The 14,859-nt window shown below is 46.2% G+C and carries 9 protein-coding genes; 6 read left to right on the top strand and 3 right to left on the bottom strand.

Annotation, left to right across the window (positions count from 1 at the left end; genetic code table 11):
* Positions 1 to 141: 141 nt before the first annotated feature.
* From F7D47_RS13030 to F7D47_RS13015, 4 genes are all read left to right on the top strand, one after another.
* Positions 142 to 1,371 (top strand): nucleoside recognition domain-containing protein, encoded by a 1,230-nt coding sequence (locus F7D47_RS13030; protein ID WP_153085271.1) that lies wholly within the window; start codon positions 142 to 144, stop codon positions 1,369 to 1,371.
* A gap of 101 nt (positions 1,372 to 1,472) precedes the next feature.
* Complete coding sequence (locus tag F7D47_RS13025; RefSeq protein WP_022121361.1) at positions 1,473 to 2,936, top strand: oligosaccharide flippase family protein; 1,464 nt, start codon at positions 1,473 to 1,475, stop codon at positions 2,934 to 2,936.
* A 762-nt stretch (positions 2,937 to 3,698) separates the two neighbouring features.
* Entirely contained in the window at positions 3,699 to 4,238 is a 540-nt protein-coding gene (locus tag F7D47_RS13020) for a hypothetical protein (RefSeq protein ID WP_153085272.1), read from the top strand.
* Between the two features lie 142 nt (positions 4,239 to 4,380).
* Positions 4,381 to 4,980: a hypothetical protein gene (locus tag F7D47_RS13015; RefSeq protein WP_194252592.1), complete on the top strand. Its 600-nt coding sequence runs from the start codon at positions 4,381 to 4,383 to the stop codon at positions 4,978 to 4,980.
* 60 nt (positions 4,981 to 5,040) lie between these two features.
* Here F7D47_RS13015 and F7D47_RS13010 read toward each other — a convergent pair whose 3' ends face one another.
* Entirely contained in the window at positions 5,041 to 5,529 is a 489-nt protein-coding gene (locus F7D47_RS13010) for a hypothetical protein (RefSeq protein WP_153085274.1), read from the bottom strand.
* Between the two features lie 500 nt (positions 5,530 to 6,029).
* On the opposite strand from F7D47_RS13010, the gene F7D47_RS13005 reads away from it, so the two are divergent.
* Together F7D47_RS13005 and F7D47_RS13000 are read left to right on the top strand one after the other, a co-directional pair.
* Positions 6,030 to 7,166 (top strand): Fic family protein, encoded by a 1,137-nt coding sequence (locus F7D47_RS13005; protein WP_153085275.1) that lies wholly within the window; start codon positions 6,030 to 6,032, stop codon positions 7,164 to 7,166.
* 256 nt (positions 7,167 to 7,422) lie between these two features.
* Positions 7,423 to 9,564, top strand: coding sequence for a S46 family peptidase (locus F7D47_RS13000; RefSeq protein ID WP_022121366.1), 2,142 nt, complete (start codon positions 7,423 to 7,425; stop codon positions 9,562 to 9,564).
* A 215-nt stretch (positions 9,565 to 9,779) separates the two neighbouring features.
* On the opposite strand, the gene F7D47_RS12995 is transcribed toward F7D47_RS13000, so the two are convergent.
* Positions 9,780 to 12,506 carry a beta-glycosidase gene (locus F7D47_RS12995; protein ID WP_153085276.1) on the bottom strand — a complete coding sequence of 909 codons (2,727 nt, stop codon included), beginning with the start codon at positions 12,504 to 12,506 and terminating at the stop codon, positions 9,780 to 9,782.
* Between the two features lie 207 nt (positions 12,507 to 12,713).
* Positions 12,714 to 14,660, bottom strand: coding sequence for a DEAD/DEAH box helicase (locus F7D47_RS12990; protein WP_153085277.1), 1,947 nt, complete (start codon positions 14,658 to 14,660; stop codon positions 12,714 to 12,716).
* Positions 14,661 to 14,859 lie beyond the last annotated feature (199 nt).

The following is a 14,859-nucleotide window of genomic DNA, read 5'->3' as shown; positions in this document are numbered from 1 at the left end:
TTTGTGATTTTCAGAGCGAATTCCTTTGGAATTTTGTGATAAAGTTGTACTTTTGCACCCGATTATCAGGTATTATATTATTCTGTGACAAGAACATTATCACAATAAAAGCGGTTGATAAAACCGCAAGATGAAACAATTATGGTTTTAAATTACATTTGGATAGCATTTTTCGTGATTGCGTTCATCTTCGCACTCATCGGATTGGCAATGGGAGATACGACTATCTTCCAGAAGATTGTAGATTCCACCTTCGACTCTTCCAAGAATGCCTTCGAGATTTCTCTCGGACTGACGGGCGTGCTCGCCCTCTGGCTTGGCATCATGAAGATTGGAGAGAAGGCGGGAGTAGTGAATGTGTTGGCCCGAGCACTCAGCCCGGTCTTCACCCGTCTCTTCCCTGATATTCCGAAGAACCATCCGGTGATGGGAAGCATCTTCATGAATATCGCTTCGAATATGCTGGGACTCGACAATGCAGCAACGCCTACAGGATTGAAGGCGATGCAGCAGATGCAGGAGCTCAACACGAAGAAGGATACGGCGACGAACCCGATGATTATGTTCCTGGTTCTGAACACCTCAGGACTCACCATCATCCCTACCACCATTCTCGCCTTCCGTGCCTCTTATGGAGCTGCCCAGCCTACGGATGTCTTCATCCCTATCCTGATGGCTACGCTCGTGGCTACGCTTGCCGGAATCATCATCACTTCGCTCTGGCAGCGCATCAACATCCTGCAGCCGGTATTACTCGCTACTCTGTTGGGAATGTGCGCCTTCGTAGGCATCATCATCTGGGGATTCGGACAGATGGACAAGGATACGATGAACACGGTTACTACCCTGGCTTCGAATATGATTCTCCTGGGCATCATCCTCTGCTTCATCCTGGCTGGTTTCTGGAAGAAGGTGAATGTATATGATGCATTTATCGAGGGAGCGAAGGAAGGTTTTACTACTGCGGTGAAGATTATCCCTTATCTCGTAGCTATCCTTGTGGGCATCGGCGTGTTCCGTGCTTCGGGAGCGATGGATATGGTGATTCAGGGCGTTTCGTGGTCGGTAGAACAATGCGGCTTGAATGCCGATTTCGTAGGCGCCCTGCCTACCGCCATCATGAAACCGCTGTCGGGAAGTGGTGCACGAGGCATGATGCTGGAGGCGATGAAGAACTATGGTCCTGATTCGTTTGTGGGCAGATTGAGCTGCATCTTCCAGGGTTCCACCGACACCACCTTCTATATATTGGCAGTATATTTCGGAAGCGTAAGCATCAGGAATACCCGCCACGCCGTGGCTTGCGGCTTGCTTGCCGATTTGGCTGGAGTCATCGCAGCAATCACTATAGCATATTTATTCTTCGGATAAGAGTCTCCCACAGATTTCACAGATTTACACAGATAATCTTTGAATGACGGCGCAAGCCCAATTTAACATTTAACACTTAACATTCAACATTAAGAAAGATAATGGCAAGTTTAAAATCACTCGCAAAGGATACCGCCATCTATGGTTTGAGCAGTATCATCGGCAGATTCCTCAACTATCTGCTTGTACCACTCTATACGGCTAAGATCAGCGCCGCAAGTGGTGGTTATGGTGTCATCACCAACATGTACGCCTATACGGCGTTACTCCTCGTTATCCTGACCTACGGAATGGAGACCACCTTCTTCCGTTTTGTCAACAAGGAGGGAGAAAACTCAGAAAAGGTTTATCACACGGTATTGAGCATGGTGGGCTTCACCTCCCTACTCTTCATCGCCCTGGTATTCCTCTTCATCACGCCTTTGAGCGATGCGATGGGCTACGCCGACCATCCGGCTTATGTATGGACCATGTTCGTAACCGTGGCTATTGATGCCTTCCAGTGCATCCCGTTCGCTTACCTCAGATACAAGAAGCGCCCATTGAAGTTTGCTGCCTTCAAGTTGCTCTTCATCGGTCTGAACATTGCGCTCAACCTGGTTTACTACGTCATCATGGATGGTCACGATGTGGGTTATGCTTTCTACATCAACCTGGTTTGTACCGCCTCCATCACCTTCTGTTTCTACAAGGAACTGAAGGAAGGATTCATGGGCGAGAAATGCTCCTGGAGCGAATGTAAGGTGCTCGTCAGGAAGATGATGGGCTACAGCTGGCCTATCCTCGTGCTCGGTATTGCCGGTATTCTGAACCAGACTGCCGATAAGATTCTCTTCCCTTACATCTATGAGAAGGGCGATGCGCATGCGCAACTCGGAATCTACGGAGCAGCCAGTAAGATTGCGATGATCATGGCGATGATTACCCAGGCTTTCCGCTATGCTTACGAGCCGTTCGTATTCGGCAAGGCGAAGGATAAGGACAACCGACAGACTTACGCTTCGGCGATGAAGTATTTCGTCATCTTCACCCTCTTGGCTTTCCTAGTGGTAGTAGGTTATCTGGATGTATTGCGCCATATCATCGGTCGCGACTACTGGGATGGTTTGAAGGTAGTGCCTATCGTAATGGCTGCCGAAATCATGATGGGAGTATATTTCAACCTCAGTTTCTGGTACAAGCTCATCGACAAGACCATCTGGGGTGCTTACTTCTCAGGCATCGGTTGTGCGGTATTGATTGCCATCAACGTTATCTTCGTACCAGTTTATGGTTACATCGCCTGTGCCTGGGCTGGTTTCGCAGGTTATGGAACAGCCATGCTTCTCTCCTACTTTGTAGGTCAGAAGAAGTATCCTATCAACTATCCGGTGAAGGAGATTATGATTTATGTGGTTCTCGCCCTCATCCTCTTCGCAGGAATGACCGAGGCTAACAGATACTTCTCCAGTGGAATTGCCTGCCTCATCAACACGGTGCTCATCCTCATCTTCGCCGCTTATCTCGTGAAGAAGGATTTCCCATTGAAGAGTCTGCCTGTGGTTGGAAAGTACTTTAGAAAGTAAGAGATTCCAATCATTGAGATTATATTCCAAGAAGTCCGTAGACAATGTGTAAGTCCACGGACTTCTTTTGTTTATATTATACAGAACCTTCGCATGCGGTTCAAGAATAGACAAAAGGACCCAATGTTCCTGGTCCCGAGCAATACTCAGGATATAATAGCAGCCAGCAAGGCGCCCTGTAAGAGTTAAAGCAAACGGCTGAGTGAACGAAACGAGACGACTGAGTATTTTGAAGGATATGGCTATGCAAGTTGAAGGATACGGCTCCGTTAACCGAAGGATACGGCTCCGTAAGCTGAAGAATATGACTGCGCAAGTGAAAGAAGGCGTCTGATCAGGTTCAAAGAGATAGAATATGGAGTTCAAGGAGACTGCTTCTGGAAAGTTGCCACTAGGCTCAGCAGCTCTGCTGAGCCTAGTCAGCAGGTCTGCTCACTGCAGTCAGCAGGTCTGCCGAGCCTAGTGACAACACCTTTTAATCGTACAACAATACCCCCTATAGTTGTACAACAATACCCCCTATAGTTGTACGACTGTACACCTTTTAGTTGTACAACTACACACCCTTCAGTTGTACAACTATAAACCTTTAGACGTACAACTATGAATCCATCGATTGTTCAACTTGACTTTTTCTCCCATTCTATACCTCAAAAACAAGAAATAGTCCGAGAATTCTCAAAAAAAGTAATCTTCCTTTTCGTTATTCCCTCATAAAAGTATATCTTTGCAACGATTATTCCCTCATAAAAAATAAAGAGCATGAGAAAGATACTACAAGACAAGATCAATATGAACGATATCAACAAGATATGCATCATGACACAAGGCAAGGAGAACGACCACCGGAAGGAAGAACTTTACCAGCTCACCTTCGATGAAAACGACCGCGTATCGTTCAATGCGCTTTGGGCTTTAACCCATTTCGATGAAGCCAACAAGCCGTGGCTCTTTCAGAAGCATGATGACTTGATAGACAGGGTTCTCGTAGAGAAGAATGAGACCAAGCGCCGCCTGATGCTCCATTTTCTTCTCCGTCAGCCTTTCGAAGAAGAATCACTCCGTTCTGATTTCATCGATTTCTGCATCGCCAAGATTACCGCCTGTTCCCAGCCCTACGCCATCCGCTGCTACTGCATGAAGCTCGCCTACGAGCAGATGAAGTACTATCCCGAACTCCTCGAAGAGTTAAGAATGGCATTGGATATGCTGGAGCAAGAGGTTCTATCACCAGGAATGTTATCGGCAAAAAGGCAAATAATGAAGAAAATCAAGCGAAGCCTTGGAAAATTCGGGAAATAGTCGTAACTTTGCAAACGTAATATTCTAACAATATAATACATAAATGGATGGAGATACAACTGAACGATTATCACAAGAAAGTCAATGCCCAGATGCAAAAGAGCATGGCTTATTGGCGAGAGCATCCGCTTTCGCTGGAGGAGTGCTTAGCTCAATTCAAGCGCTTGCGGGAACAACGGCTTGCAAGGGAGTCCAAATTGCAAGGTTAAAAGACTGGGCAAAGGAGAATGATTGCTGGATTGAAAATCCGGAGTCATTAGGTGTGTTCTCTGACCGAGGTTCAGAGAACGAGGTTTATATGGCCTATGATGGAATACACGTTTATAAACTTAACGACTTCCGTTATTCAGACGACAACCTTACTCCTTTCTTTGAACGAATTGTTGCTCACAACCAATACTTCACAGCATGCCCCTACGATTTCATCGGTTTCTCACAGAATCGAGACGGCATGATTTGCGCAGTCCTTCGTCAACAGCTTGTTGTAAATGCGAGGGAAGCTACTCCCGAAGAAATCAAGGCAGAGTTTGAGCGCATCGGTTTTCACGCAGAAGACAATGGAGAATATTTCACCAATGGCATTCACGACATCTTCGATGCCGTACCCAATAATGTATTGGTTGGAGATGACGGCAACTACTATTTCATAGACACCATCATCTTCCTATCAGACGATAACGGCTTGGATACTTACAAAAAGTATTCGCCAAATTATTCAAAATCTAAAACGAATAAAGGATGAAACTTAATGCTTCATCCTTTATTCTTTTTAGACGTCTATTTATCGTAAATTCGCAAAACTTTATTTTACGACAACCGTTGTATTACTTGCTACTGTTGCATCTACCTCATAACCCGCTGTCATTTGTGCTTTTCCTCCACATGGGAAAGGAAGGCAAGTAAAACAAAAGATTATAACTGATAAAGGCGTTCTATTTACACCTTTTATATAAACTTCACTAGATGTAAAGGATACTTGTTCACCCGATGGTAGAGTTAAATAACGGAGTTTTATACCTAAACGTCCACGTGTACCAAACGCTGTAGAACGTTTAGCCTCATAAACAGTTCCTTTTGCTAAAGTTCCTGCTGGTATAACTGTTTTCCCATCAACAGTAACATCTCTGCTCACTTTAAAATCAACTGTTTCACCTTCATGTACTTCTACAGCTCTAATGGTTTTCAACGCCTCTAAAGGAACAATTGTACCTGCCTTAATTACAACTGACTGCTGCGCAAAAGCCCCAAAAGAACTTAATAGAAACATTGCACTAAATAAGAATTTCTTCATAATAAATTTATGCCATTGGCCTTTATGCCAACTGTTTCCCAGAAGCCAGCGGTTAATAAAAGGAAAAGCGTGGGAACTATTGCTTATTACTTCATTGAGGCTCTGGACTGCCCACTCCCTAGTAATGAAGCAATAGCCCACGCCTATATGATATATTACGCCCTTCAGAAAAGGGTACAATAATCCTAAGCGTGAGCAGTATTGCCATTATCTCAGGGAATGAAATTGTCCAGATTTCAATGAGAGATAATATCAAAACGCTCTATATAAAATTGAGTCTTCATTACAGCAAGTCTTTTCATGCCGCTCCAACTCGAATGCAAAGGTAGTGATTATTTCTGAAAATCGTATCATTTTAAATAAGTTTTTTCCAAGAAACATAATGTTAAGGTACACAAGTAAGCTATAAATGGGCAATTCTTTAATATTTTACCCTAAATCATTGGTAATCTCGGGAAATAGTCGTAACTTTGCAAAGTTAAATATCAAGCATTACATCTATGAATAAAGATAATATCAACGAGTTCGCATCCTTCGATGAATATCTTCGACAAGGAGAACCTTCGCAGAAGGAAAGTGCTGAGAACTGGAAGACGGCTATCGGATTGCAGGCTGTAGATGGGCTGCAACCATCGGCGTATCTCATAGATGTGGCTAAGCGAAACATCGAAGGAGAAATCACTCTAGATGAAACCAGAAAACTGATTGACTCTTACTATCAGAGCAAAACGGTCCGCACACCTAAGGATGAAGACGAAGAAGAGGCAGATAAGGTTTCAGCCAACATCGCGAAGATTCTCGCCAGCAAGACCTTTGCCTTCAATACCAACGGATATGTTTCCCTGCATCGAAGAATATTCGAGGGGGTATTCAAGCACGCAGGAGAAATCCGCCAGTATGATATTTCCAAGAAAGAATGGGTGCTCGAAGGAGATTCCGTAAACTACCTGAATTGGGAAGACTTGCGAAGAGCATTGGATTGGGATATTGAACAGGAGAAGAACTTCTCATATAAAGGTCTGACGGATGATGAGAAGATTGAGCATATTGCCAAATTCATTTCAGGCATCTGGCAGATCCATGCTTTTAGAGAGGGCAACACCCGAACCACGGCGATTTTCACCATCCAGTATCTCCGTTCGTTAGGATATGAAGTGAACAATGAAATGTTTGCCAAACACTCCTGGTATTTCCGCAATGCCCTGGTTCGTGCCAACTATCGCAATATCAATAAAGATATAGAGTACTCTCCTATCTACCTTGTTCGTTTCTTCAGAAACTTGCTGCTAGGCGAAAGTTGGGTTCTCAAAAACAGATACTTGCATATAGATCCTACAGATGAATGGAAGGTACAGCCAAGACTTGCTACCCCACAAGTACCCCACACGCCTCATCAAAAGGTGGACAGAAAAGGTGGACAGAAAACAGAAAAGGTGGGCAGAAAAGGTGGACAGAAAACCAAAGACTCTATCCTTTCCCTTATCGCATCTGACCCATTTGTCACCACCAATGAGATGAGTAAACGATTGGAAATCAACCGAAGTGCCATCTCTAAACATATAAAGAAACTGAAAGAAGATCACATAATAGAACGAATAGGACCAGACAAGGGAGGGAAATGGCTCATCAAGAAATAAGAAACACCTTATTTTATGGCGCAAAGATAGCACTAATTTTTTCACTTATACAAGAAAAATCCGCTGCTTTTGCAATCTTTTTCATGTATAAGTGAAAAACATTGTGTTTTTATCGAATATTTCTAGTATAAGTGAAAGAAATAACTCTAAAAAGGAAACTTTGATGGGATTTTCTGCTTTTTTCTGTTCTACTTGATGTTATCTCGCAGAAAAATCGTAACTTTGCAAATCATATAACAACAACACAAAGAATAAAATGAAGAAAAAAGCAACGGTCCTTATCGCCTCTATCATGGCGTTCTGCGGAATCAATACCGCTCATGCTGACGAGGGAATGTGGACGATTTACAACTTGCCTAACGCTGTGTATGAGATGATGCAGCGCGAAGGCTTCAGTATGACTTACGACCAGCTCTACAACGGCGAGAATGCCTTGAAGAATGCTGTGGTTAACTTCTCGGGCTATTGCTCAGGCGTGGTCGTTTCTCCAGACGGTCTGGTATTTACCAACCACCATTGCGGTTTCGAGGCTATCAGAAGCCACTCTACCGTGGAGCACGACTATATGCTCAACGGTTTCTTTGCTAAATCTTACGCAGAGGAATTGCCTAACGAGAATATGTTCGTCAGCTTTATGGTTGAACAGAAGGATGTAACCGATAAGGTGATGAGCCTCGGATACGAGAAACTCGACAACAAGAAGCGCGATGAACTCATCGATTCTCTGGAGAACGAGATGACTAAAGAGGCGAAGAAGAACGATTCTACCCTTCATATCACCGTTCAGCCTTTCTACGAAGGCAACAAGTGGTACGCTACTACTTACCGCGACTTCACCGACCTGCGTCTGGTTTTCACCGTACCAAAGTCTATGGGTAAGTTTGGTGGCGATACAGACAACTGGATGTGGCCTCGCCAGACCTGCGACTTCTCTGTATTCCGCATCTATGCCGACCCAAAGACCAATGGTCCAGCTGCCTACAGCAAGGATAATGTGCCTTACAAGCCAAAGCGTTGGGCACAGGTTTCTCTCCAGGGTTACAAGGATGGCGACTATGCGATGACCATGGGTTACCCTGGCAGCACAGAGCGCTATCTTTCAAGCTACGGAATCCAGACTATGCGCGATGCTGAGAATGCGCCTCGTGCCCAGGTTCGTGGCGTAAAGCAGGAGGTGATGCAGAAGCACATGCGTGCCGACGAGGCTGTGCGCATCAAGTATGACAGCAAGTACGCCCAGAGCTCCAACTATTGGAAGAATGCCATCGGCATGAACAAGTGTATCGACTCTATCGGCATCGTGAATCTGAAGCGTGAGTACGAAACCCGTCTCCGTGCTTGGCAGGATACAGCCAAGGCTGCCAACGATCTTGCCCACAAGGTAGATTTCGACAAGCTCGCCAAGCTCTACAAGGAGAGCGCAGACGTGAAATACGCCTGGACCAACTTCGCAGAATCTTTCACCAGAAGAAGCAACATCGAGTTCTCTACCCGTGCCATCAAGCTCCAGACCAACATGGAGGTGAAGGGTCCTGAGAAAAACAAGAAGAAGCAGTATCATGAATTTGAAGATAACTCTGCAGAATGGGATATGGCGCTCGATAAGGAGGTGCTCGCTACCCTTCTGAAGAACTACAAGGAGCACGTAGATGCCAAGTGGTTGCCTAAGTTCTACAAGACCATCGACGCTGAGTTTGGCGGCAACTACGCCAAGTATGTAGATTATCTCTGGGAGAAGTCGCTCATCATGAAGAAGGGCGCCAAGCTCTATTTCAACAAGAAGGGATATGAGAAGGATCCAGGCGTAAGCTTCGGTATGGATCTGAACGATGTATTTGCAGATTTCGCTGCTCAGATGGGCAGCATCAACGATAGCATCGCCGAGCAGGAGAAGTATCTCTGCGCTGCCAAGCTCCGTATGGAGGAAGACATGCCTCACTACAGCGACGCCAACTTCACCATGCGATTGAGCTATGGTCAGGTAGGCGGTTTCGACCTCGGTGGCAAGCCATCAGGCTATTATACCACAGCCGAGAGCCTCGTTGAGAAGATGAAGCAAGGCGATAAGTTCATCGATTACTACGCTGAGCCTATCATGCACGAGCTTCTCTCTGAAAAAGATTTCGGCAAGTATCAGGATAAGACGACTGGCAAGATGCAGCTCTGCTTCCTCACCAACAATGATATTACCGGCGGTAATTCTGGTAGCCCTATGTTCAACGGCAAGGGTGAGTTGATTGGTCTTGCCTTCGATGGCAACTGGGACAGCCTCAGCTCTGACATCAACTTCGACAAGCGCCTGGCTCGCTGCATTGGTGTAGATATTCGCTATGTGCTCTACCTGATGGATAAGTGGGGACACGCAGACAGACTCTTAAAGGAGATCAATGCGAAGTAAATCCTATCTCTGAATCAACAGAGATGATAGAATGGTTTATCCTGGGCTAAAGATTAGTCTCAGGATGATAGAAAAAGAGCGGAAAATCAGCTGTTAACTGTTAACCTGTTAACTCCTGGCTTTCCGCTCTTGTTTTATCTAGTCTTTCTATTCTTGTTATCTTGCTGATTTTCAACTAGTTTTATCTTACAGATTCGCAACTTACAGAATTCCTATTAATATTGCGAGATATTATTCAGCTCCTTCAATGAAACCTGACGAGGCTTCTCGGCAAGTTTCTTCTTCAATTCATCCACCGTTATTTCAGAAGATGGATTGAAAGAAGCAGAGCGCATGTAATCAATTACACTCTGATAGAAAGCCTTGCCTTCCGGATATTTGGCTGCCTTCTCCAAATCGCTCATGCAGACGAGAAGCTTTCCGGCTCCCACCTTCCATTCCATCACCAAACCCAACTTATGATTTCGCTCGATATTATCTATCACCTGAACAATCGGGCGATATTCCTTGGCGAAGTTGTCAAGCACCAGCGGATGCGATTCCTTGATAACCGAGAACCATTGCCAGTTGGTGTGCATCTCCGTTGAGAATCCCTTGAATATCGGATGTTCCGGATTCGTCAAAATGCCCAGAGTTCCTGGAGAAACCTTCTTTTTGTTGTTCTCGCAGATGGTCTTGAACATGCGATAGTTCCAGTAATCGGTCTGGAAGAGTCCGCCAACAGTATAAGGCGTAGCATTATCTGCCTGAGAAAGCGTATCATCGGCAGCCACAAAATGACTGGAAGCCGTAGGCATCCAAAGCACCTTTCCGCCCTTTTCCAAGACTTTCACCACTTCCTGGTTCAAATCTCTGGCTATGATAACGCCCTTCTTTTCCAAAGCCTTCTTCGGATAAACCCAAAGTTCGTAGGAGTTTCTCGCCTCTGTTCCTTCAATGTTTAATGTAAGAAGCAGCTTGGTAGGTTTCTGCACGTGGAAAACACCATTCAGTTCACCCACATCCACCAAACCTTCATCGTATGAAAAGATGTTCAATACTCCCTCATCCTCAGCCATCAAGTCGCCCACATTCTTTCTCACTTCACCATCCTTAGTGCTGAAAGTTCCATCATCCATACAGAACAATCCGTTCTCGGCAGCCAGATGCCATTTCAGTTTCTTGCCCTTCAGCGAAGAACCGCCATAGTTGGCAACCTTAACCTTAGCCTGAATCTTCTCGCCATCCACGAAACAGAACTTCTTCATTTCCAGCAGAGGAACCACTGGCGAACACCACTGGCGCCATTCCTCGGGCGTAGTGATTCCCTTGCTCTCCATAAACGCATCCAGGATGCCTACGAAAGCACTTCCCTGACCGGGATAATCCTGAATATCGAGCAGTTGGAAGCCCGCCATATTCCGGGTTCTCAAATCCATCTCTATATCGGCTTTATAGAGTTTCACGCTCCATAAGCCCGAAGCCTTGTGGAAATCATCTGCCTGCGAAAGCATTCCGGCTGCAGCCAGACGACGGCGGAAAACTTCGAAGTTATAAGGATGAAGCACTCCGGTGTATTTCTTCATTTCCCGATAGTCAGGATAGGTCTGAAACTGTCCTGTTTCGTGAGAGATGATTGGGATTCCTGCCTTATCGCAAGCCTCATCAAAGTTCATCGTAGAATTAGGATGGAAATGATTGATCATTCCTCCATCGTAGGCATCGGCAAACGAGAAGGAACCACGGGTATGGGTATTGTATTTGCCCCATCCCTCGCCTCCGATGCGGCAAGTGGTGAAGTAATCCATTCCTTCTTTTATTCCCTGATAACCGAGATAGTAATTGCTTCCGAAGGTATAGTATTTATCGGGCGCAATCTTGCGGAAATCATCCACAAACTCCTTCATTTTGTCAATGTCGCCCCAGAGTTCATTACCCAGCGCCATCATTCTGAAAGAAGGATGATGACCATACTCCCGCAGAATATTCACTCCCTCCTGATGCAGAAAGGTCATGAGTTTCTCATCCTTCTTATCGAAAGAACCCCAGAAAGGAAGTTCCGGCTGGAGATAGATTCCCAGACTGTCCGCTGCCACGAAAGCCGCCTCCGGTGGGCACCAGGAATGAAAGCGCACATGATTGATTCCATACTCCTTGCAGGTCCCGAGATACTTCATCCAGCCTTCCACGCTCATTTCCACATGTCCCGTCAGCGGCCATACAGCCGCATCGTGCTTGCCACGGAGGAATATCCTATGACCATTGGCGTAAAAGTGAGCGCCTTCGATATGGAAATCCTTGGCGAAATCAGGCATCTGAAGGACGGTAGGAGAAGCTACTGAACGGCAAGGGATTGCTCCTGCTAGTACTTCTGCCGATTTGCTATCAGCAGAACCGACAAGCAGGAGTTCAATCCTTCCGATAATTCCATTCCAGTTGGTCTGCGTTTCTTCTGTATAAGCATGGCTGGAGCCGTAAACCTGCTCAGGCACACCTCTTCCATTATCCACCACGATTTCCAGGAGATGCTTACCCGGCTTCACCTTCTTTGGCAGAAGATAGCGCTGGGGAGTAGAGATGAAGTTGCAGGAATCCACCAGTTCTCCATCCACATACACCCATGTCGGTCGGGTACGCTCCAGGAAGAGTTCTACCGGCTTCTTCTTCCAATCCTTCGGAATATTGATGGTTCTGGAATATCTTGCAGCTCCTTTATAGGCATAGAGTCTCGTAAGATGCGTTGTTTCCATTGTATCTTTCGGAGCGAATCCCAGATGGTTCGTATCGATGGTACCGGGAAGAATGGCACGCTTCACCTCACCCTGCGAGACACGCTTACTCTTGGCAAAAGCACTACCGCTCTTTCCCAACTCCACATTCCATTCACCAGCGAGCGAAATGCTCTGTGCATGCAAGCCCAGACTTACCAGTCCCAGACAAGCGATAAGAATAGTTTTCTTCATTAACTTATTACAGAATATCTTTTAGGGTTAAAATTGCGTATAAAGATACAATAAATTTGATGTTTACGGCTGCAAATATACAAAAATTGCGGTAAAAACACCGCAATTTACCAAAGAAATTGCTGTATTTTTACCGCAAAATATGGATATTGCATCAAAACATCCCTTTGATGCAGACTTTCATCTTATTATAAATCGCTGCCTAAATTACTTCTTCTTAGGTCTGCGACGAGCCCAACCTTCTTCCTCGAAGTTTGGCTCCTCGCCCTTGAACTTCACGTTGTCGTTGTTCTGGAAGAACTGGCGCCAATCGCCTGTATCCTCCTGAGGGCGAGACTTTCTGCCGCCACGGCTTCCACGTCCTCCCTTTCCACGAGCATCTCGAGAGTCTCTAGCATCATCAGAAGAACCTCTGCGACTGCGGCCGCCTCTTTCTGAAGAACGGCCGTCTCTGCCCTCAGAACTGCGTCCGCCACGGGCTGCTCTGCCATGACCTTCCTCATCAGCATCGTTACATCTCACGGTTCTGCCCTTGTACTCTGTACCATTCAAAGCCTTCATCACGCGCTTCGCATCCTCCTCAGGCACCTCGATGTAGGCAAACTTACTCAGCAGGTCGATGTGACCAACCTCCTGACGCCCCTTCACGTGCTTGTTCAGATACTGCATGATTTCGCCCGGATAGAAACCATCAGCCTTACCCAGGTTGATGAACAGGCGCTTGAAACCAGCCTCAGTCTCATGCTTTCTGCGACCATTGGAAACCTTGCCACGGCCTTCGCCACGGCTTCCACGACCTTCGCCGCCACGGGAACCCTTGCCGGTCTCAGGCTTGATAATCTCAGGAGCATTCTTATAGTAATCGAGGAACTTACCGAAGGTGATGGTCACCATCTTCTTGATGATGTCCTCCTTGTCGATGTACTCAAACTGGCGGTTGATTTCAGCCATGTATGGTTCAATCTGATCCTCGTCCACATCGGTCTTCATGATGTCGTCCATGGTCTTGAAGAGCTGCTTCTTGCAGATTTCCTCTGGGGTAGGTAAAACGCCGTCCACGAACTCCTTGCCAATCTGCTTCTCTATCTGACGAACCTTGAACTTCTCTCTGGTATGGATGATAGAGATGGATGTTCCCTTCTTTCCGGCACGACCGGTACGGCCGCTTCGGTGGGTGTAGCTTGCCACATCATCAGGCAAACCATAGTTGATAACGTGAGTCAGATCATCTACGTCCAGACCACGGGCAGCCACATCGGTAGCCACCAGGAACTGAACGGTATGGTTGCGGAACTTCTGCATGGTGAGGTCACGCTGCTGCTGACTCAAGTCGCCGTGCAGCGCCTCTGCATTATAACCATCCTTAATCAGCTTATCTGCAATATCCTGAGTCTCCAGCTTGGTACGGCAGAAAATAATTGCAAAGATGCGTGGATAGAAATCCACCACGCGCTTCAGGGCGAGATACTTGTCCTTGGCATTTACCAGATAGTAGATGTGGTTTACATGCTCAGCACCCTCGTTGCGCGAACCCACTACGATTTCCTTGTGGTCGTGCAGGTAGTTGAGGGCAATCTTCTCGATGTCCTTGCTCATGGTAGCCGAGAAGAGCAGAGTGTTTCTATCTTCCGGAACGTTCTCGAAGATGGCATTGATGCTCTCTGAGAAGCCCATGTTCAGCATCTCGTCAGCCTCATCAAGCACCACATTGTTTACATTCTCCAACTGAGCCACGCCACGATTAATCAAATCGAGCAGACGACCAGGGGTAGCCACGATAATCTGCACACCATGCTTCAGGGTGCGAATCTGGCTTCCGATGTCGGTACCGCCATAAACTGCGGCAATATGCAAACCGTCGATGTACTTGGCAAAACTGTTCAAATCGTCTGCTATCTGGAGGCAGAGCTCACGTGTAGGACTGAGGATGACAGCCTGTGTCTGCTTGCTGCTGGCATCAGTTTTCTGGATAACCGGAATACCGTAAGATGCAGTCTTACCCGTACCGGTCTGCGCCAACGCAATCACGTCGTTCTTATTACCAAGCAAATATGGGATAACTTCTTCCTGAACTGGCATTGGATTCTCAAATCCAAGCTCTTCGATGGCACGGCGAATCTCCTCGCTCACGCCTAATTCTTCAAATGTCTTCAAATCTTTTTAACCTTAATTCATTATAATCTAAATGGAAGGCCGAATTCACCCTCCCAGCCATGAATTAGGGTGCAAAATCCTTCCGAAACGCTTGCGGCAATCCCACGCATTTATTAAGATTGCCTAAATTCGGGTGCAAAGATACGAAAAAAATGTGAGTTTCTTGCAGATTTCTGCAATATTTTATTACCTTTGCATG

It is taken from the genome of Segatella copri (genome assembly GCF_009494835.1).
Lineage (GTDB): Bacteria > Bacteroidota > Bacteroidia > Bacteroidales > Bacteroidaceae > Prevotella > Prevotella copri_F.
The sequence above is the reverse complement of the archived record's forward strand: the minus strand, read 5'-3'. Positions and strand labels throughout refer to the sequence as shown.

Bases quoted from the DNA above. Each gene is read 5' to 3' on its own strand.
- F7D47_RS12995 (WP_153085276.1), bottom strand. From the start codon at position 12,506: ATGAAGAAAACTATTCTTATCGCTTGTCTGGGACTGGTAAGTCTGGGC.
- F7D47_RS13020 (WP_153085272.1), top strand. From the start codon at position 3,699: ATGAGAAAGATACTACAAGACAAGATCAATATGAACGATATCAACAAG.
- F7D47_RS13025 (WP_022121361.1), top strand. From the start codon at position 1,473: ATGGCAAGTTTAAAATCACTCGCAAAGGATACCGCCATCTATGGTTTG.
- F7D47_RS13000 (WP_022121366.1), top strand. From the start codon at position 7,423: ATGAAGAAAAAAGCAACGGTCCTTATCGCCTCTATCATGGCGTTCTGC.
- F7D47_RS13005 (WP_153085275.1), top strand. From the start codon at position 6,030: ATGAATAAAGATAATATCAACGAGTTCGCATCCTTCGATGAATATCTT.
- F7D47_RS13030 (WP_153085271.1), top strand. From the start codon at position 142: ATGGTTTTAAATTACATTTGGATAGCATTTTTCGTGATTGCGTTCATC.
- F7D47_RS13010 (WP_153085274.1), bottom strand. From the start codon at position 5,529: ATGAAGAAATTCTTATTTAGTGCAATGTTTCTATTAAGTTCTTTTGGG.